We start from the raw sequence: 18896 nt of genomic DNA on the forward strand, positions 1-18896 counted from the left end.
GCTTGATCGAGGCCGGGGTGTCGTCATGAGCCCCGGCCTCCTGCGTGATGACCCCGCATGATTCAAGCGGGCGGAGGTCGGCGTGTCCGTGTCGATCGGGCTGATCGATTCGGTCGCCGTCTACGGTGTCGGCCGTTGCCCGAGTGGATCGCCGCCGTAAGGTGGCCGTCTACTGTGTATGGTCGAGGACCAGAGAGGGTAGGTCCAAGGGCGTGAGACCGCGCCAAGTGCTGACGACGATGGCCGCAAGCTGCCCGGCAGTGTCTCCGTTCCTGTTCACCCCTCCAACGACCAGCCACGGGACCATCGCACGCGCGTCGTGCTGGTGGTGCCGGCCGCCCCTCTATTCGCCGCGTCCGGGGTGTTCGGGTTCGACGTCGTGGCGCGGCGTCGACACAGGCTACCCTCCGACGTGCGGAGCGGCGGAATCTTCGTCGATCGGACCCGGCGAACTCGTGGTGTTCACGTTGTACTCGACCGTGGCGCTCGTCATCCGGTCCAAGACCGGCCGCGCCGACCAAGAAAGGCAGGACCGGTTGTGAAGAATCGTCGAAGAGTGATTCTTGCATCAGTGGGCTTCGGCGCATATCTCGTTCTTCTGCTCGCCGCCGACTCCATATCAGCGCCTCGGTGGGCACCGGTCGCGGCTGGTCTGTTCATCGTGGGGCTGCTTGTCGGGTGGACGGTGATGCACTTCGTGAACACGTCCAGGGCGGCACGCGGGCGGCGCTTCCTCGAGGACGGGCGCGGAGATGTCGCGGGCACCCTCGTGCTGAGGCGGGGCGGGCTCGCCGAAGTTGGCTTCCTGCGGCGGATGAAGGTGAGGGTCGACGGGACCCTGGTGGCCATGCTCCCGCACAACGGTGAGGTCTCTGTAGATCTCGCGCCGGGGGAGTATGAGATCTCCGCCCAGATCGGTTCGTTCGGCGGCGAACCGTTGCGGGTCCCGATCAACGAGGGCGAGACCGTCGCCGTGCGTCTGTCGACCGAGATCCCCGCGGACCTCGCGCTCGGCGTGCCTCGCGCCTCGATCCGCGCCGAGTTGATCTAGCTTTGTCAATCCTGGCAAGGCCTGAAGGTCGATGTCGCATGAAACGTTCGCGGTCACACCGACCTTGGCCGCTATCGAGCAAGTGCGTCTGCATTAGAAGTGCGCTGGCTGTGAGCGCTTGAGATTAGAGCGAGGTCGGCAGTCTTATCACTGCCGACCTCGCCGTTCGAGAGTTGAGAATTAAGGAAACCGGTCGCTCGATCGAATCCGCTGTTGCGGAGCACGAGGATAGTGATGTCGCCGTGGGCTCGTCGACCGGCGAGTAGGTCAGTCCAGGAGGACGTGGTGGACCTGGTTGGAGATGACGGTGGTCCCGGCTGGGAGGGCGCGTCGGCGGTCATTCCATGTCGGGTCGCTGAGGTGGGCGACGTAGTCGCGCAGCGCGAGGTCCCCGCTCGGGGTGGCGCACACTACCGAGATCCGGCGGCTGCTTCCGATCTGCGGAGCCTCGCCGAGTTCGACGGTCGTGTGATGGTCCCCTGGTGAGGTGAGCGTTGATGCCAGCGGCTGTCGTTGCGGGAAGTACATCTGTGGGGTGCTGCGCTCGGCGAAGACGACGAGCCAGAACGTCTCCTTCGGTACCGCGGGTCCGTCGACGGCGAGTTGTGCGGTAGGGCGGCGTCCCGCGCCGGAGATCGTGAGGTGGACGCGTTGGCCGCGGCTCGTGGCGCACGGGTCGTAGCTGAACAGGTTCGACCTGATGCCTTGCCAACTGTAGGCGGGCACTGTCTGTGGGAAGAGCAGGTTGATCGGGGTTAGCGCGGCCAGGGCTGCGCTCACCCCGGCGGCGACGTGACTCGGCCGGGGCCGGCCGCGCCACCACTGCACGATGAAGAATCCGAGTAGACCGGTGACGGCTGCCGCTTCCGTACACAGCAGGACTCCTTTCGCCGGTGGTGGGAGTAGGGAATTCAGCAGCGGCGCCGCCACGATGAGCGCACAGGCGGCGGTGAAGGCGAGGATCTGCCGGCGTTTATTGCCCGGTCGGTCGCCGGAGCCGGGTGGTGCCGATGGCTGGTCGCCGACGGCTCCGAGTGCCGTCGATGGCTGGTGGTCCGTCATGAGTCCTCCCAGGGTGTACCGGGCGGGCCGGGCCGCGGACCAGGGTCAGCGGCCCGGCGCGCCGGGAAGAGATGGGTCAGACGCGGGACCAGATCGCGACCCAGTCGATCTGGACGTTGCCCGCGGCGGTGTCCGACGGGCCGGAGGACGTGGTTTCCGTCTGCAGCACCCAGTGCATCGGCGTGTTGGGCAGGTACGCGGTGTTGGTGTCGTTGCCGATGGTGACGCCGTCGAGGATGAACCGGACGCTCTGCGGGGTCCACTCGATGACGGCGGTGTGCCAGGTCGCGTAGGTGGCCTGAGTGGAGTAGGCCTCCTGCGCCTGCGGGTTGCCCCGGTGGTGCATGAAGGCGTTCATGGTGCCGCTGAGGTTGCCCTCGGGGAAGTCGATCTCCCCCTCGTTCCAGTCGTTGGAGTCCGGCCAGAGCAGCCAGGCGGTCTTGTAACCGGTCAGGTTCGCGGTCTGCTGAGCCCGGAACCGCACGGCGTAGCGACCGTAGGTGAGCCCCTCGTAGGCGCTGGCGTGTCCTGGGATCTTGGGTAGCGGTGCGGCGACGAGGTGGGTGCCGTTCTCGGTGTGCAGGTGCATGTTCATCAGCCCGCCGTTGACGCTGATCACCTTGCCGGGGCTGTATGTGCCGTGGCCCGAGGTGTCGCTGAACCCGTTGTAGGCGGTCCACTTGCTCGAGACGGCGGCGGGAAAGCTGCCCAGCGGCACGTTGGTGGCGAAGTCGTCGACGAACACCTGGTCCCAGCCGGGAAGGTCACCGACGGGCAGTGGCTCTCCCGACGGGTCCTTCGGGAAGGCCCCGGTGCTCCACAACTGCGCCGGTCCGGCGTTGCAGGTGTACACCCAGATCGGGTTGCCGTTGGTCGTGACGCCGCCCTTGTCCGCCAGACAGAGACCGGAGTTGTTGTTGACGATCGTGCCGTTGGCCTTCACGGTCCAGATCTGCGCCGGACCGCCGTCGCAGTTCCACAGCCACACCGGCGTGGTCGAGACCGTGCCCGCGTTCTTCACCGCCAGACAGTGATTGCCCTGCACGCGGATCGTGCCGTCGCCGGGAAAGGACCACTGCTGCCGCGCGAGCCCGCTGCAGTCCCACAGTTGGATGGGATTTCCGTTAGCGGTATTTCCTTCTTTGTTGTCGAGGCATTTGCCTCCGATTCCGACGATGGGGCCGGTCGGGCCCGCCGCCGCCGACGCGGCGACCGGCTGCATCACCGCCACCGCGGCGATCAACAGCAGGGCCGACAATGCCCCGATACGCCGCCAACTCGCGGAACGGTGAAGCCGTTCGTACGGTCGCATAGCGCCATCCTTCCGTCAGGAGATGAGTGATCGGCCTTTTCACCCTGACGCGTATTGCCGCCTCTCGTCCCGACTGGAACGATCCGAAACACATCTCGGAACCGTCCCACGCGCGCAGCCGGAACGTCCCAGACATGAAACGGACTCACCGAAGGTCTGACGTGATGACCGAACCCTCGCGGCGGCGCCGCCCCGCCCCGTTACAGCCTCTCGACAGCGCTCTCCCACCCGAGATCTTCGCCCTCGCTCAAGAGCTGCGCCTCGGTCGCGACAAGACGGGGCTGACCGTGAAGAAGCTGGCCATCGTAACCCGATCCTCGTCGACTTCGGTGAGCCGATGGCTCAACGGCCTAGACATTCCCGGCGTGGACCAGGCACTGGGTTGGGCCGAGGCATGTGGCACGGACACCTCACGCATGCACCATCTCTGGCAACGAGCATCCAGCGCCCGAGGACCGCAACGGGAGACCACACCCGACCACGGGCCCGCACCCGCACCCGCACCCGAACCTGAGCGTGAGTCGGCATCCGTCTCTCCCGTTGCCACTCCTCGGCGCCGCCAAGTTCTTCCCCGGCGCGGAGTTCGCCTTGCGGCCCTGCCAGCAGGTCTGGTAGCTGTCGCCACCGTCGCCGCGCTTACGCAGATGCGGGGCGAACACCAGACTCCCCCGGTAACCGAACCGCCGGCAACGACTACCGCTGTGGCGCCGGAATCCGCCACTCCCTGCGCCGAGCCGCGCCTCAGCGTGCCACCGGATTCCAGCGTCGCGTTCGATATCGTCGTGGACCCGGGTTGCCCACCGGCCCCGGGTCGTGAGCGGTGGATCGTGGTGCAGCTAGATGAAGTCGGCCACGACTTTCACACACTCTATTATCTGAAATGGCGAATCGAATATCCAACCGGACGATACCGAATCCATTCAAAGCCCGCCAACGTGGGTGTTCCCCGCATCTATTTCGTCATCGAGGTCACCAGTCAACGCTACGCCGAGCTAATCGCTCAACGGCAGACAGAAGACGGCGGCCTCTTCGAGCTGTCCGGCGTGCAAATCGTCTCCAATCGCGCCCCGAACACAAGGACAAAACGCTAGACCGCGCCTCGCCCGGACCATTCACGGCAGGTCAGCCGTATCACCGACGGTCATCACCGCCGACGTCGTGGTCACCGCCCGCCCGCGCGCCAGCTCCGACAGGTTGATTCGTGGCACCGGCCCGGCGAGTCGGCCGCCGCCGGTCTCGAGCCGCTCACTATGCGTCCCACCGGCAGGTCAGTAGCGTCGCCCGGATCGACGCGGGCACCCCGGACACGTCGATCCCGGACACCGTGTCCCGACTTTCAACGGGTCCGGCCGCTCGACGCACCAGGGCGACACCGTGCTCAACCTGATCGGTCAGCCGTCGATACGCGCGCCTTATCCCTCCGCCGGGTGACCCTCCGGCCGCGTATCTCCCCTCACCATCAAAGGCAGCAGTCGATGGCGAAGGAGACCGGGCTATGACCAACACCAGCGCAACATTCAAGCGATGCGGATGCCGCAACAGCCACGGAAAACGCCTGGAACAGAACTGTCCCCGGCTCACCGAGCGCGGCCACGGCTCCTGGTACTTCCAGTGCTTCGCGCCGAACCTGTTCGGCCGATCCGCACGCATCCGTCGCGGCGGTTTCTCGTCGCAGGCCGCTGCCCGGCAGGCGCGGGAAGAACGCTTGGCCGACAACACCGCCCGGCGCCGCGGTGACGGCTGGACCGCCGAACGGTGGCTACGGCACTGGCTCGACACCCGCACCCGGATCCGGCCGACCACCCGGCTGCACTACACCCGCGACGTCGAACTCGTCCTCATCCCACGCATCGGCCACTACCGGCTCTCTGATCTCGACGGTCCGCTGCTGCGGGCGGTGTTCGCCGAGATCGCCCAGACCACCAACGCCAAGGGCCTTCCACAATCCCCGTCGGCGCTCAATCACCTGCGCACCACCCTGCGCGCCGCGCTCAACCTCGCCGTCCGCGAGGAGCTGATCGAGTCGAACCCGGCCCGGCACATCGAGATTCACGGCTACCGGCGCCCGCACGCCCAAGTCTGGACCGACGGACGCGTCGAGGAATGGCAGCGCACCGGCGAACACCCATCGGTCGCGGTATGGACCGCGAAACAACTCTCCACGTTCCTGGAAGCCAACGTCGAGGACTCGCTGTTCGCGTTCTGGTGGCTCGCCGCCCTACGCGGCCTCCGTCGTGGTGAACTCTGCGGCCTACGGTGGGCCGCCGTCGACCTCGACCGCGGGCTGCTGTTCGTCGAACGGCAACGCACCACCGCCGGCTACGACGTCGTCGAAGGCGACCCCAAGACCGCTGCCGGCCGCAGAGCCGTCGCTCTGGACAAGCACACCGTCGCGATCCTGCGCCAGCACCGCCGCCGCCAACTCGACCGCCGCGACCGCCGACACGCCGCCAACATGACGTGGGCCGACTCCGGCTACGTGTTCACCCGCAAGGACGGCCAGCCGATCAACCCGAACTACGCTACCACCCGGTTCCGGAAACTGACCGAACGCGCCGGATTGCCGCCGGTCCGGCTGCACGACCTGCGACACGGCGCCGCGTCGCTGGCCCACGAGGCCGGCGCCGACCTGAAGACCCTGCAGGACCTGCTCGGACACTCCAGCATCGTCGTCACCGCCGACACCTACACCAGCGTCCTGCCCGACGCCCAACGCCGCTGCGCCGACGCCACCGCAGCCCTGGTCCTCGCGGCAGCCCACCACACCCGGAAACGAATCAAGCAGAAAGCGGCGAAGAACCGGCCCGCCGGACGCGACGAAAAACAAACCACCCCAGCCGACAAGCCCGATCAGACCACGCACCGCCGCAGGTCACGAGGCCACAAACACCCGCGCCGTCACGGAAAGTAGTGACACCCATGTGCCACCCACACGCCACCCAACCTCTACAAAGGTCGGACAACGACAAAGGCCCGAACCACGTTTCCGCAGTTCAGGCCCCGATCGAAGAAGTGCGCCCGAAGGGACTCGAACCCCTAACCTTCTGATCCGTAGTCAGATGCTCTATCCATTGAGCTACGGGCGCTTGCTCGTTGCTTGCTCAGTCAGCATACACACCTGACTTTCGCGCGGAGACTCCGGGATTCGAACCCGGGAGGGGCGGTTAACCCCAACCGCATTAGCAGTGCGGCGCCATAGACCAGACTAGGCGAAGTCTCCTCGGCGGCCCCAGGGCCACCGCCGGTTGAGGATACCGTGCCCGTCCCCGTGCGGGCAAAGCAACCTCCCTGGCCACGCCGGAAGGGGGTGCGACGAAGATCCTGGCACGGTCTCCGAGCTGCAAAATCGTGGTCAACAGCTAGGCTACCTGGGCATGGAGGACCATGCGGAGGGCACTGAGCGCGGCACCGAACCGCGGCGGCCGGCGAAGCGGGTGAAACCTCGGGCGCGGCCCTCGCAGGCGCCGTTCCGAGCCGCGGAATCGGACCGGGCGGAGGCGGAGCGCGAGAAGTCGCCGCGCAAGGCGCCGCCGCCGGCGGTCACGTTCCGGCCGCCGGTTCCGCCGCAGGTCACGGCGGGTGATGAGGCTAAAGATCAAGAGCCTTCGGGGGTACGGAACGAGCACGCGGACCCGCCGGAAATCAGTGATGTGACGGTGCCCACGCCGCCGGTGCGTAAATCGCCGGCGCGGAAGGCGGCCGCTGGGGGCAAGTCCGCGGGGGCGGGCCCGAAGGCGCCGGCTCCGCGCAGGGCGTCGTCAGCGGCGAAGGCCTCGCCGGCGCAGAGTCCGGAGGCGGCGGACGGTGGAGCGACCGCGCCGGGCCGGGAGGCCGAGGCGGACCCGGTCGAGCCGGTCGAGCCGATCAAGCCGATCAAGGCAGCCAAAGCGGCCAAGGCGGCCAAGGCGGCGCGGAAGGCGGTCTCGCCTCGCAGAGCCAGCACGGCGAAGCGCTCCGAGCCGGTCCTCGTGCAGCCGGAGAGCCCGGCCGAGGCCGAGGTTGCCGAAGTGGCGGGGCTGACCGGGGCGACGGGGTCGCCCGTGGAGTCCCCGGTCGCGGGTGTGCCCCAGGCGGAGTCTCCGGTGGTGGAGTCTCGAACGGTGGAACCCGAGGATGCCTCGCGCGGGGAGGACTCCGCGTCAGAGACGCTAGTCACAGCGGCCTCGGCTGATGCGCTGGTGGAAGCTGAGGGCATGCCCACAGAGGACGTACTGGTTCCGGAGTCGGACGAGAAACGAATGGAAGACACGGCCGAGGCGGAAACCTCGGCTCTGGTTCAGGCGCGGCCCGAGGCGGAGGCTCCGGTCCACGCCCAGGTCACGGCGGCGGGGGTGCGGGCGAGCATTCTGGAGCGGCCGGGGCACGCCGGGGAACTGCTGGCGCTGGCGGCGGTGGAGACGCTGGGGCCGCGGGCGCGCGAGTGGGCGCAGCGGACGCGGGAGCTCTATCCGGCGGCGGACGCGGACGGGCTGGCGCGCCTGGCCACGATGCGGTCGGCACGGATCTCCGCCGCGACCGGCGTGCTGGCGGGTACGACCGGTGGGTACGCGCCGTTCGTCGAGTACGCGTCCGTGGCGTGGGTGCAGGCGTCGGCGGTGTTGCGGGTGGCCGCGGCCTACGGTGCCGACCCGGTCGATCCGGAGCGGGCGGTGGACCTGCTGGTGCTGCTGCGCCTGCACGCGAGCCGGGAGAGCGCCCGCGCGGCGCTGGACAACGCGGCCGGCGAGCACGGCGGCGGGCTGCTGCGCGCGCATCCACTCGAGGGCGTGTGGCGGCTGGCCACGCCGTTGGCCGCCCGGATCGGCGGCTGGCTGGCCCTCCGGACGGCGGCCCGGCTGATCCCGGGCGCAGCGGTCCTGGTGGCCGCGCTGACCGACGCCGCGGCCACCGATCTGCTGGCCGCTCGCGCGATCGCCCACTACCGAGGGCTGACCCGCACGATGTGAAGCCCCTCCGCGAACCGAAGACCGCGTCCGCATAGCGACTGCGACCGATGTGCGGTGCGCCATGGCCGCGAGCGGCGCCGGGGTGCGACTGCGGTTGTATCCCCCGGCCGCAGCCGGACCGAGGCCGCAGCCGGACCGAGGCCGCAGCCGGACCGAGGCCGGACCGAGGCCGCAGCCGGACCGAGGCCGGACCAAGGCCGCAGCCGAACCAAGGGCGGACCGAGGCCGCAGCCGAACCAAGGCCGCAGCCGGACCAAGGCTGCAGCTGAATTGAGGCCGCAGCCGGACCGAGGCCGCAGCCGGACCGAGCCCGCAGCCGAACCGAGCCCGCAGCCGAACCGAGCCCGCAGCCGGGTCCGGTCCACGATCGGGCAACCGCGGCTCGCGGACCGCTCCCCGCGATCCGCGGTGCCGCTCTTCGGCCGGCCAGCGATAGCCGTCGCCGTCAGCCGCGACGAGGACGACGAGCTTTGCCCATATCCGAAATATCAGACAGGGCGGCGGGGGACTACAGATGTCCACGTCGCCGGTCATGGCTTGGGAATCGCTCGATGAGAGTGCAGCGCAAGGCGAGTGACGTCCGTGGCAGGTGGGACGGGGGAGCAGCGCCTCGATGCCGGTGGGCGTGCACGGCAGCGGGCCGGGCAGGCCGAGCGGGGGCGAAGCGACGACGGGGCCGGGACGCGCGGCCGGGTGTGGCGGGGCGGCGTGGCGGGCGTGGGGTTGGGGAACCAACGACGGGACCGGCTCCGATGCGGCGGTGGAGCGGCGGCGGAGCCGGCGCGAGGTTTGCCCGCGGGAGCAAGCCCACAGCGACCACGCCGGTAGTGGGAAAAGCGGCTTTTGCGCAGTTTCTATAGGCCTCAGATCCAGGAGACGTGAGGGGCCAGGAGGGCGTAGCCGACGAAGGCGACGATGTCGAGCAGCGTGTGGGCGACGATCAGTGGCATGACGCGCTTGACGCGGAGGTAGAAGAGGGAGAAGACGACGCCCATCACGATGTTGCCGATGAAGCCGCCGAAGCCCTGGTAGAGGTGGTAGGAGCCGCGGAGGACGGAGCTGGTGAGGATGATGGCGGGGATGCGCCAGCGCAGGTGTTCGAGGCGGCGCATCAGGTAGCCAACGACCAGGACCTCTTCGAGGATGGCGTTCTTGGCGGCGGCGAGGATGAGCACGGGGACGGTCCACCAGGTGTCGTTCAGCGCGGAGGCGACGACCGTGGTGTTGAGACCGAGTTCGCGGGCGACCAGGTAGAGGCCGAGGCCGGGGATGCCGATGCCGGCGGCGAGTGCGGCGCCGGAGCCGAGGTCGAAAAGCGGGCGGCGGAAGTCGAGGCCGAGTGAGGCGGCGCGTTCGCGGGCGAGCAGGTGGAGGGCGAGCGCGACCGGCATCAGGGCGAAGACGATCCGCAGCAGCTGGAGGGTGAGGTCCAGGTATGGGCGGTCGGACGCGGCGGGGTTGAGCGTGGACGTCTGCGCGGACAGCGGCGTGGACGCGGTGAGCCGGGCGACGATGTTGACCAGGGAGAAGACCGCGGACTGGCCGAGGGAGAGGCCGAAGACGATCAGCAGCTCCGCCTTGATCGTCCGGTCGCGGTGGGCGAGGTCGTCGGGGGCGGTGAGCGGCGCGGTCACCCACATACTGTGCCCCATCCGTGTCCGGTCGCACAGTGCGTCCGGCCGGGCCGCCGCGCGAGGTCAGACGATCGCGGGCAGGCCGGCTGAGGGAGCACGGAGGGCCGATGGGTGACCTGTCGCACCTGCTGAAGGAGAGCTGGGCCCTGGTCGAGGAGCGGCAGGACAAGCTCGCGGGGTACTTCTACGCGCGGATCTTCCTCTCCTGTCCGGGGCTTCGGGACCTGTTCCCGGTGCAGATGGACGTGCAGCGGGCGCGGCTGCTGGGCGCGATAGTGACGGCGGTGCAGAACCTGGACGAGCCGGAGCGGCTGGACGGGTATCTGCGGGATCTGGGCCGGGACCATCGGAAGTACCAGGTGGAGGCGGAGCACTACGCGGTGGTCGGCGACGCGCTGCTGGAGTCGTTGCGGACGTTCGCGGGGGAACGGTGGACGCCGGAGTTCGAGCGGGCGTGGCGGGACGGGTACGAGCTGATCGCGCGAAAGATGATCGAGGCGGCCGCAGCGGAGACCAGTCCGGCGTTCTGGGTGGCGGAGGTGCTCAGTCACGAGCGGCGCGGGCGGGACGTGGCGGTGATCACGGTGCTGCCCGGGCAGGCGCTGGAGTACCGGGCCGGTCAGTACGTGAGCGTGGAGTGCCCGGCGTACCAGCCGAGGGTGTGGCGGAACTATTCGATGGCGAACGCGCCGCGCCGGGATCAGACGCTGGAGTTCCACGTGCGGGCACGCAGCACCGGGTGGGTGTCCGGCGCGCTGGTCCGCCGGGTGCGCGCCGGTGACCTGCTGCGGCTGGCGGCGCCGATGGGCTCGATGACGCTGGACCGCCGGTCGACCCGGGACATCGTGTGCGTGGCGGGCAGCACCGGGCTGGCGCCGATCAAGGCGCTGCTGGAGGAGTTGACCCGGTACAACCGGACGCGCTGGGTGCACGTGTTCTTCGGCGGCGGCACCCGGGAGGATCTCTACGACCTGCCGGAGCTGCGCGCGATCGCGGCCCAGCATCCGTGGGTGTCACTGGTGCCGGCGTGCAGCCGGGACGCGGGCTTCGACGGTGAGCACGGGAACGTGTCGGAGATCGTCGGACGGTACGGGCCGTGGAGCGACCACGACTTCTACGTGGCCGGCTCGTCCGGGATGGTGCACGCCACGCTGGCCACGCTCGCCACGCTGGACGTGCCGGCGGCCCGCATCCGGTATGACGCGTTCGGCGTTCAATAGCGCCAGGGCAGCCCGCCGTCCTGGTACTCCTCGATCGCGACCGGGCGGGCGCCGGGCGGCATGCGGTCCAGGTAGAGCCGGCCGTCCAGGTGGTCGATCTCGTGCGCGACCAGGCGCGCCATCGCCCGCTCGAACGTGCTGACCACGCGGGTGCCGTCCCAGCGGTCGTGCTCGACCTGGATGCGCAGCGGGCGGCGGACCGCGCCGCGCTCGTCGAAGAAGGACAGGCATCCCTCGTACTGCACGTCGGTCTCCGCCGACTCGATGACCACCCGGGGGTTGAGCAGCACCAGCGGTTCCGCGCCCGGGTTCGGCGGCCGGATCAGCGCGACCGCGACCGGCAGGCCGAGCTGCGGCGCGGCGAGCCCCATGCCCTTGCGGAAGTCGTGCAGCGCTTCGATCCGGCCGGCCGCCCGGTGCAGCTGCTCGACCACGTCACGCGCCTCCCTGCCCTGCTCCGGCAGGACGAGCTGGCGGGCGGGCTCGGTGAGCCGCGGGTCGCCGCGCTGCACGATGCCGGCCGCGCGCATGCGGTCACCGGCCCGGTCGCCGACGGCCGGCGCGGCGCTGCCGCGGAACCGCCAGGACAGCTTGTAGCGCGCGTTGAGCGGCGGCTCCTCGGTGGACCACTCGAAGACCGCGCGGCCGTCCTCCTCGTGCCGGGTGAACGGCGTGCGCAGCGGCGCCTCCTCCGCGGACAGCGACGTCTCCTCGCCCCACACGGTGGGGTCGAGGTCGGCGGGGAAGTCCAGCCGGACCGTGAGCTGCCGGGTGGGCAGCCGGACCGCGCGCTGGAACCACTGGCCCCACTTCTCCTCGGCGACCGAGTACGCGTACTCGATGGTGGTCCGCTGGCCGGGGTAGAGCGGGAACCGGCCGTTGTCGTTCTCGAACAGCAGCCACAGCTCCTTGTCCGCGTCCCGGTCGCGCTTCTTCCGCCAGCGCATCGGCTCCCGCGCGTACGGCGCACCCCAGAACGCGGTGAGGCGCAGCTCCTCGAAGGAGAGCGGGTGGTCGCGGTGGTGCCGGTTGGAGCGGTCCGGGTCGCCGGGATAGCGGTCGACCGCGACCTTGACCATGTAGCGGGTGACCGGCTCGGTGCCGGCGTTGTAGAGCGCGCGGCGGATCACGCACCGGTACTCGCCGTCGGCGTAGCGCAGCTCGGCGATCTCCTGCTCGACGACCAGGCCGGTGCCGGGCGGCAGCCACTGCTCGGGCACGGGCGGGTCGCGGTGGGTCAGGCCGCTGCTGCGGACGTGGCGGAGCTCGTCGTACTCCTGGAAGCGCTGCCAGATGCGGCCGCCGGCGTCGAGCACGGCCTCGGCGCGGCGCGCGAAGTCCTCGGTGGGGCGGTGGCGGCGGCCCTCGACGTGGCTGACGTAGGACGGGTCGAAGCCCATCCGCGCGGCCAGCTGCTTCTTCGTCATCCCACGGTCGGCACGCCACTGGGACAGTTCGGCGGCGAACGAGTCGGCCGCCCGCTCCAGCGGCGAGGTCGGCGATGTCGGCTGTGCAGTCATCACGCGTCCTTCTCGGCTCCCGGGGCTCCAGTGTCCGTTGCACGACCGAACACCCGTGAGTGAGTAGCGCGTTACGGACAGAAGTCTTGACAAAACCGGCGCAGTCGTACACACATCGCAGCAAGTCGAATACCGACAGTGACCTGGCCGGAGCCTAAATGCCGATTTAGCGGGAATGATCAGGCCGTTGGCGGAGACGCGCAAAGTGTCACCGGTATGGTCATCGTGAGTAACCACGCGGGCGAACTGGCCGCCAAGTCTGGTTAGGCTATCCTTAGCGAGCTATGGTGAACCGTCGGTCCGACGGCGAACGATTCAACGAGGTGGCGGCGGCTATGCGGCGATGCATCCGGCTCACCGGCTCCGGTGTGGAGCCACCGCGGAGCACTCCCGCGCCGATCACCGACGGTTATTCATTCATCACCCAGGTCGGCGACGCCGAGTGACCACGCTCGTCCATCACCGGCCGGCAGCGGCCGAGCCGTTCGCGCCGATCACCGCGACGCTCCGGGCCGCGTTCGGTGCGGCGTACCCGCTGCCCAGCCTGCTGCCCGGCCTGCTGGCGCACCGGCGGCCCGACGGCTGGATCTCCGGCGCGGACCTGATCACCGGCGACGCGCTGCCCTCGCTGCTCGACGCGGCCCGCCGGCTCTGGCACGCGCAGCCGCACGCGGCCGCGGCGCTGGCCTGGAAGCACTACACGTACTGGGTGGCGCTGCCGGCCGTGGTGGGCTGGGCGGGCGCGCGCCGCGTCCCGCTGCTGCGGCCCGCGGACACGCTGATCCGGGTGGACGACCGGGCGCCGCTGCTGCGCGTCGGACTGTCCCCGTCGATCGAGGTCGCGGTGCTGCCGACCGACCCGCTGGCGGTCTCCGGCCGGCCGGGCGTCCGGGTCGCGGCCGACGAGACCGACCTGCTGGCGATGCTGCGCGGCGCCCTGCTGGACCAGCACCTCACGCCGCTGCTCGACCGGGTGCGTGGCCAGGCCCGGGTGGGCGCGCGCACGCTGCTCGGCTCGCTCGCGTCCGGCGTGGCCCAGGGCGTGCTGCGCACCGCGGACGTGCTGCCCGGCCGCACCGTGGACAACATCGAGACGCTGCTGGGCGCGCTCGGCGTCGACGACCTGGTGGAGCTGGCCCCGGACGCGGACGGCCGGCTGACGGTCCAGCGCCGCACCTGCTGCCTGGCCTTCACGCTGCCGGCGCCCAAGGTGTGCTCGGGCTGCTGCATAAAGCAGTGAGGAACAAAAGCCGGCGGGGGTACGTACCCCCGCCGGTTTTTCATGCACAGGTCCTGTCCACAGCCTGTGGATAGAACATGTGTATGAACGAGTCTCAGCTGGTCGTGCTGGTCAGATGCCGCACGTCCCAGATCCACACGCCCTCGACCCAGGTGGGCTGGAAGCCCAGGATGTCGCTCATCGCGCGCCGCATCTCGATGTCGTGCGTCTGCGGCGGCAGCACGACCAGGCCCGCCTCCCAGAAGCGCAGGTCCTCGAGCGTCTGGGCGCGCCGGGTGTCGTCGACCTTCGGCACCCAGTAGCCGGCCCACAGGTTGTAGAAGTACTGGCTCGTCGCGGTCGGCGGCGCGGCGAACGCGCCGGTGCCGTCGACCGGGTTGCGGTAGAGGCCGTAGCCGCGCGGCAGCCGCATGTCGTTGCCGGTGATCGCGGACCAGCGGGCGGCCGCCGGGAACGTGGCGTCCGGTAGCGGCAGCGTGACCACCGTGTGGTCGGCGTCGACGTACTCCCGCCAGGTGCCGTTCGTGATGAACGCGGGCGTCGGCATCATCGGCTGGGTCAGCAGCGGCGTCGGGAACATCGGGATGAGCGCCAGGGAGAGCAGCACCGTGGTGGCCAGCCGGACCGGCAGCACCGCCTTCGGCCGGTCCAGCACCAGCCCGTTGGCTCGTTGCACACCGAGCGCCAGCAGGACCGCGATCACCGGCGCGACCGCGAGCGCCCACCGGGTGGGCACCACCGAGTTGAGGATCGGCACGCCGTGCAGCAGCGACCACGGGCCGGCCACGCCGGTGTCCTCGCCGATGTAGCGGACCACCGGGCCGAGCGACATCAGCGCGAAGAGCAGCGCGACGGAGGCCAGGCCGATCACCACCCGGCTGCGGCGCATCCAGACGACCAGGCCCACGAAGAGGACCGGGATGCCCCAGCCGAAGAACGCGTTCTCCTCGGAGGAGTTCTGCGTCATGTACATCGCCGTCTTCCAGTCACCGGCGATGGAGCGGCGCGAGTAGTTCCAGTACGACGCCAGGTCGGCGCCGAAGTTGCGGATGTCGTGCGCGAGACCGTGGTACGCCTGCGGGCCGAAGAACTGGATGTACAGCGGGTACGCCAGCAGCGTCAGCGACAGGGCCGCGGTCACGCCCAGCCCGGCGACGAAGGTCTTGAAGTGCCGGCGGTGCTCCGCCGCGCTCAGGCCCACGATCGTCACGAAGACCCCGACGCCGACCGCGGTCATGAACAGGATCTCGAGGTTGATGAAGGCCTGCCAGACGATCAGCAGACCGAGCAGCGCGCCGTTACGGACCGCCCGTCCGGATTCCACCAGGCAGAGCGTCCGCCAGATGATCAGCGGGATCAGGAACTGCGAGATGATGTTGGGGTGGCCGTTGGCGTGCGCCACCATGCTCGGCGCGAACGCGGCGAACAGCGCGCCGACCCAGGCCGCGACCTTCGAGGTGACGAGGTGCCGGGACAGCACGTAGTACCAGGAGAGGCCGGTCAGCAGCAGCGCGCCGGTGAGGAAGACGTTGAACGCGATGTGCGGGCCGAAGGCCAGCGTGATCGGCGTCATCGGGATGGAGACGGCCAGGACCGACGTGTTCGCCATCAGGTTGATGCCGAACGGCACGTTCACCTGGTACGACACGAACGGGTAGGCGAAGTCGGTGACGACGCGCGCGCCGTGCGCCAGCATCCACTCGAAGAACGCCTGGTCCTGCGCGTTGACCAGCTCGTGGTCCGGATGGAACCAGACGGTGCGGGTGACCAGGAACGCCATCAGCGCGATGCTCGCGACCGCGGCCACATCCAGCAGGCGCGCGCGCCACCGCGGCGAGCGCAGGCCGGAAGACTGTTCCAGATCCTGTTCTAGAAGGATCCGCTCGGCTTCGATGTCGACCGAGGGCATGGCCACCCCGAGAGGCCGGTTCGAGGGGTCGATGTCCTGAATAGTCATAGCCACGCGAGCCTAACTGAGCTTGATAACGCGTATGTCTCCATGAGCTGGGGCCGAGATGACCGTTACCCGTCTTGGTGACGATCATGGTCACGACAGCATCACAGTTGCGTTATCTACGCGTAGCCTGTGCGATACATGTCTCAAATAGGTCATAAATTCATGCTTGCGGCGCCGCTCAACTTTCGATCATCGGCGTTGAGTGGTTAACTCTTGCGGTCTCGCTGAATCCGGATCACCACATGAGGGAACCCACACATGGCAGAGCTCACCGGCGACCAGCGCGTCCAGTCCGAGGTGCTTGAGGGTCTTGCGACGGCGGTCAACCACCGTCGCTGGTTCGTCGAGCTGGCGATCCCGCACCTTGGGGACGACCCGATCGAGATCGGCAGCGGCATCGGTAACTACGCCGCCGAGTGGGCACCGCACGTGTCGAGGTTCACCGCCACCGAGGCGGAGCCGGACCGCCTGGTGGAGCTCAAGGAGCGCTTCGCCGACACGCCGAACGTCGAGGTGCGCGAGATGCTCCTGCCGACGTCCGACACCGGCTCGCACAGCGCCCTGGTCAGCTACAACGTGCTCGAGCACATCGAGGACCACGTCGGCGCGCTGCGCTGCATGAAGGGCCTGGTGCGCCCCGGCGGCAAGATCGTGCTGATCGTCCCGGCGTTCATGTTCGCGATGAGCCCGGTCGACATCGCCACCGGTCACGTGCGCCGCTACACGAAGAAGACCATGCGCGCCGCGATGGAGGAGGCGGGTCTCGAGATCGAGATCCTGCACTACGCGAACGCACTGGGCCTGATCGGCTACTACGGCGCGACCAGCATCTTCAAGCTGACGCCGAAGGAGGGGCCGATGGTGAAGTTCTACGACTCGCTGGTGCTCCCGGTCACCAAGGCGGCCGAGTCGCTGGTGCGCCCGCCGTTCGGCCAGTCCGTCTTCGTGGTCGCGCGCGTGCCCGAGTAAACGGGTTATCGACGACGCCGGGCCGCCCTCTCCGAAGGGCGGCCCGGCTTTTTGTGTCCTAGCTCACGGTTCAACTCACCCGATACGTGGAACGCAGTGTGGCTCGCGCCAATGTATGGAACGCAAGATTGAAGCCAACCACTGCCGGAGAAACGTCCCAAGTGACGTCGAGTGCATCAACGTCTACAGCGTGTACGGCAAAGACGTAACGGTGTTCGCGGTCTCCGGCGGGCGGTGCCGAACCACCATATGAGAGCGTGCCGTAATCGTTACGGACGTGAAATGCGCCGTCCGGCAGACCGCCCTCGGCCGACCCCGCACCACGCGCCAGCTCGGTCACCGAGGCTGGCAGGTTCACCGCCACCCAGTGCCAGAAGCCGGAGCCGGTCGGCGCGTCCGGGTCGAAGCAGGTGACCACGAAGCTCTTGGTCTCCGCCGGGAAGCCGGACCAGCTCAACTGCGGAGAGAGGTTCCCGCCGCCCACGCTGTCGTGCGCGAACGTGTCGTCCAGTGCCTTGCCGTCCTGGATGTCCGTGCTGGTCAGCGTGAAGACGGGGACGGCCGGGAGAAGGTCGTACGGATCCGGGGCGACCGGGCGCTCCAGGCTCATGATCTGACTCCAATCTCTGATGGGACCTTCAGGACCACGTCGCGGCCGGCCACGGCACCGGCGGCCGCCATCGGCACCAGCAGGGCGCCGAGCAACAGCAGCGGCCAGGACCATCCACCGGTCGCGTCGTGCACCGCGCCGGCCAGCACCGGGCCGGCCGCGGCGAGCAGATAACCGATTCCCTGCGCCATCCCGGACATCCGCGCGGCGTGCCCGGCGGACGGCATGCGCAGCAGGATGAGGGCCAGCGCGAGGCTGATCGTGGTGCCCTGGGCCAGGCCGAGCAGCGTCGCCCAGAGGAAGTCGAGCGGGCCGGGCGCGATCAGCAGGCCACCGAACCCGGCCGCGTAGAGCACGGCGCTGCCCACCGCGTATCCGCCCTGCCGCCGGGTACGCCCGACCGTGACCGTGAAGGCCAGCGACGCCACGATCCCGACCAGGTTGAAGACGGACAGCGCATATCCCGCCCGCGCCTGATCACTGCCGGACGCGATCAGGATCTCCGGCAGCCAGGCGACGGTGGCGTAGTAGACCAGCGACTGCAACCCCATGAAACCGGTCACCGCCCAGGCCAGCGGCGCGCGCCACAGCGGCGTGCCCGGCGCCGCCGTCCCCGGTCGCGGCCCCCGCGAGCCCCGGCTCAGCAGCGGCAGCCAGACCAGCAGCGCGATCGCGGGCGGCACCGCCCACACCGCGAGCGCCGTCCGCCAGTCGTCGCGCAGCAGCGCGAGCAGCGGCACCGCGGTACCGGCCGCGAGCGCCGCACCCGCCGACAGCGACACCGAGTAGACCCCCATCATCGTGCCGGCCCGGTCCGGGAACTCGCGCTTGACCAGCACCGGAAGCAGCACGTTCCCGACCGCGATGGCCGCGCCGAACACCACGGTCCCGGCGAACAGCAGCACGACCGACTCCGGCAGCCGCAGCAGCCCGCCGACGGTCATCGCGCCCAGCACCCCCACCAACACCGGAACCAGCCCGACCCGGCGGGCCAACACCGGCGCGAACGGCGCCAGCAGCCCGAAGCACAGCACCGGCACCGTGGTGAGCAGCGCGGCCCCCGCACTGGACAGGCCGGTCTCCGCGCGAATGTCCGACAGCAGCGGCGAGACCGCCACCACGGCCGGCCGCAGGTTGGCGGCGAGCAGCACCACGGCGATCACCATGCCGGTGCGGGCGCCTCTGCTCACCCCCGCATTCTGCCCGCACGCCCGCCTTGGCGCGATTCCAGCCACATGCGCCGTTTCCACCAATCCTCCAAACCCCGCCACGGTACGACCGGGAGCTCCCCGCCCCTCCCCCACGCGACGTGCCCTTCGACGCGGCTCTGCTCTGCTTACCAACCTGCCGCACCACCTGATGACCCAGCCGCCGG

The 18896-nt window shown here is 69.5% G+C and carries 14 protein-coding genes and 2 tRNA genes; 7 read left to right on the plus strand and 9 right to left on the minus strand.

The window, feature by feature from the left end; translation table 11 throughout:
* The first annotated feature begins 571 nt into the window (after nucleotides 1–571).
* On the plus strand, nucleotides 572–1051 hold the full coding sequence (locus tag J2S41_RS33390; RefSeq protein WP_310373976.1) for a hypothetical protein: 480 nt from the start codon (nucleotides 572–574) through the stop codon (nucleotides 1049–1051).
* 267 nt (nucleotides 1052–1318) lie between these two features.
* Here J2S41_RS33390 and J2S41_RS33395 read toward each other — a convergent pair whose 3' ends face one another.
* Both J2S41_RS33395 and J2S41_RS33400 read right to left on the minus strand, forming a co-directional pair.
* Nucleotides 1319–2113, minus strand: coding sequence for a hypothetical protein (locus J2S41_RS33395; RefSeq protein ID WP_310373978.1), 795 nt, complete (start codon nucleotides 2111–2113; stop codon nucleotides 1319–1321).
* A 76-nt stretch (nucleotides 2114–2189) separates the two neighbouring features.
* Nucleotides 2190–3425 (minus strand): ricin-type beta-trefoil lectin domain protein, encoded by a 1236-nt coding sequence (locus J2S41_RS33400; RefSeq protein ID WP_310373979.1) that lies wholly within the window; start codon nucleotides 3423–3425, stop codon nucleotides 2190–2192.
* A gap of 164 nt (nucleotides 3426–3589) precedes the next feature.
* Between J2S41_RS33400 and J2S41_RS40025 the strand changes: the two genes are divergently transcribed.
* Both J2S41_RS40025 and J2S41_RS33410 read left to right on the plus strand, forming a co-directional pair.
* The gene (locus J2S41_RS40025) at nucleotides 3590–4516 is read left to right on the plus strand and encodes a helix-turn-helix domain-containing protein (protein ID WP_510183743.1); all 927 of its coding nucleotides are present in this window, start codon (nucleotides 3590–3592) and stop codon (nucleotides 4514–4516) included.
* Nucleotides 4517–4920: 404 nt separating this feature from the next.
* Nucleotides 4921–6336 (plus strand): tyrosine-type recombinase/integrase, encoded by a 1416-nt coding sequence (locus J2S41_RS33410; RefSeq protein WP_310373983.1) that lies wholly within the window; start codon nucleotides 4921–4923, stop codon nucleotides 6334–6336.
* Between the two features lie 102 nt (nucleotides 6337–6438).
* Here J2S41_RS33410 and J2S41_RS33415 read toward each other — a convergent pair.
* Both J2S41_RS33415 and J2S41_RS33420 read right to left on the minus strand, forming a co-directional pair.
* A tRNA-Arg gene (locus J2S41_RS33415) sits at nucleotides 6439–6511 on the minus strand.
* 44 nt (nucleotides 6512–6555) lie between these two features.
* Nucleotides 6556–6645 (minus strand) — tRNA-Ser (locus J2S41_RS33420).
* 1018 nt (nucleotides 6646–7663) lie between these two features.
* On the opposite strand from J2S41_RS33420, the gene J2S41_RS33425 reads away from it, so the two are divergent.
* The gene (locus J2S41_RS33425) at nucleotides 7664–8371 is read left to right on the plus strand and encodes an EcsC family protein (protein WP_310373984.1); all 708 of its coding nucleotides are present in this window, start codon (nucleotides 7664–7666) and stop codon (nucleotides 8369–8371) included.
* Nucleotides 8372–9234: 863 nt separating this feature from the next.
* On the opposite strand, the gene J2S41_RS33430 is transcribed toward J2S41_RS33425, so the two are convergent.
* Nucleotides 9235–10005, minus strand: a complete 771-nt coding sequence (locus J2S41_RS33430; protein ID WP_310373985.1) for a CPBP family intramembrane glutamic endopeptidase — start codon at nucleotides 10003–10005, stop codon at nucleotides 9235–9237.
* Between the two features lie 107 nt (nucleotides 10006–10112).
* Between J2S41_RS33430 and J2S41_RS33435 the strand changes: the two genes are divergently transcribed.
* On the plus strand, nucleotides 10113–11225 hold the full coding sequence (locus J2S41_RS33435; protein WP_310373986.1) for a globin domain-containing protein: 1113 nt from the start codon (nucleotides 10113–10115) through the stop codon (nucleotides 11223–11225).
* On the opposite strand, the gene J2S41_RS33440 is transcribed toward J2S41_RS33435, so the two are convergent.
* Nucleotides 11219–12745, minus strand: coding sequence for a peptide deformylase (locus J2S41_RS33440; RefSeq protein ID WP_310373988.1), 1527 nt, complete (start codon nucleotides 12743–12745; stop codon nucleotides 11219–11221). The two genes, J2S41_RS33435 and J2S41_RS33440, sit on opposite strands and share 7 nt — an antisense overlap.
* 442 nt (nucleotides 12746–13187) lie before the next feature.
* Here J2S41_RS33440 and J2S41_RS33445 point away from each other — a divergent pair, with 442 nt between their 5' ends.
* Entirely contained in the window at nucleotides 13188–13985 is a 798-nt protein-coding gene (locus tag J2S41_RS33445) for a hypothetical protein (RefSeq protein ID WP_310373989.1), read from the plus strand.
* 94 nt (nucleotides 13986–14079) lie between these two features.
* Here J2S41_RS33445 and J2S41_RS33450 read toward each other — a convergent pair whose 3' ends face one another.
* A complete protein-coding gene (locus J2S41_RS33450; protein ID WP_310373991.1) occupies nucleotides 14080–15942 on the minus strand; it encodes a DUF6311 domain-containing protein in 1863 nt (620 codons plus the stop codon).
* A 258-nt stretch (nucleotides 15943–16200) separates the two neighbouring features.
* On the opposite strand from J2S41_RS33450, the gene J2S41_RS33455 reads away from it, so the two are divergent.
* On the plus strand, nucleotides 16201–16911 hold the full coding sequence (locus J2S41_RS33455; protein WP_310373993.1) for a class I SAM-dependent methyltransferase: 711 nt from the start codon (nucleotides 16201–16203) through the stop codon (nucleotides 16909–16911).
* Nucleotides 16912–16981: 70 nt separating this feature from the next.
* Here J2S41_RS33455 and J2S41_RS33460 read toward each other — a convergent pair whose 3' ends face one another.
* Together J2S41_RS33460 and J2S41_RS33465 are read right to left on the minus strand one after the other, a co-directional pair.
* Nucleotides 16982–17521: a YbhB/YbcL family Raf kinase inhibitor-like protein gene (locus J2S41_RS33460; protein WP_310373995.1), complete on the minus strand. Its 540-nt coding sequence runs from the start codon at nucleotides 17519–17521 to the stop codon at nucleotides 16982–16984.
* Complete coding sequence (locus J2S41_RS33465) at nucleotides 17518–18711, minus strand: CynX/NimT family MFS transporter (protein ID WP_310373996.1); 1194 nt, start codon at nucleotides 18709–18711, stop codon at nucleotides 17518–17520. The genes J2S41_RS33460 and J2S41_RS33465 overlap by 4 nt, the downstream gene beginning before the upstream one ends.
* Between the last annotated feature and the right edge of the window lie 185 nt (nucleotides 18712–18896).

Source organism: Catenuloplanes atrovinosus, assembly GCF_031458235.1.
Lineage (GTDB): Bacteria > Actinomycetota > Actinomycetes > Mycobacteriales > Micromonosporaceae > Catenuloplanes > Catenuloplanes atrovinosus.

Excerpts from the sequence above, each read along its gene's own strand:
- J2S41_RS33400 (WP_310373979.1), bottom strand. The coding sequence starts at position 3,425 with ATGCGACCGTACGAACGGCTTCACCGTTCCGCGAGTTGGCGGCGTATC.
- J2S41_RS33435 (WP_310373986.1), top strand. The coding sequence starts at position 10,113 with ATGGGTGACCTGTCGCACCTGCTGAAGGAGAGCTGGGCCCTGGTCGAG.
- J2S41_RS33450 (WP_310373991.1), bottom strand. The coding sequence starts at position 15,942 with ATGACTATTCAGGACATCGACCCCTCGAACCGGCCTCTCGGGGTGGCC.
- J2S41_RS33440 (WP_310373988.1), bottom strand. The coding sequence starts at position 12,745 with ATGACTGCACAGCCGACATCGCCGACCTCGCCGCTGGAGCGGGCGGCC.
- J2S41_RS33455 (WP_310373993.1), top strand. The coding sequence starts at position 16,201 with ATGGCAGAGCTCACCGGCGACCAGCGCGTCCAGTCCGAGGTGCTTGAG.
- J2S41_RS33425 (WP_310373984.1), top strand. The coding sequence starts at position 7,664 with ATGGAAGACACGGCCGAGGCGGAAACCTCGGCTCTGGTTCAGGCGCGG.
- J2S41_RS33395 (WP_310373978.1), bottom strand. The coding sequence starts at position 2,113 with ATGACGGACCACCAGCCATCGACGGCACTCGGAGCCGTCGGCGACCAG.
- J2S41_RS33410 (WP_310373983.1), top strand. The coding sequence starts at position 4,921 with ATGACCAACACCAGCGCAACATTCAAGCGATGCGGATGCCGCAACAGC.
- J2S41_RS40025 (WP_510183743.1), top strand. The coding sequence starts at position 3,590 with ATGACCGAACCCTCGCGGCGGCGCCGCCCCGCCCCGTTACAGCCTCTC.
- J2S41_RS33460 (WP_310373995.1), bottom strand. The coding sequence starts at position 17,521 with ATGAGCCTGGAGCGCCCGGTCGCCCCGGATCCGTACGACCTTCTCCCG.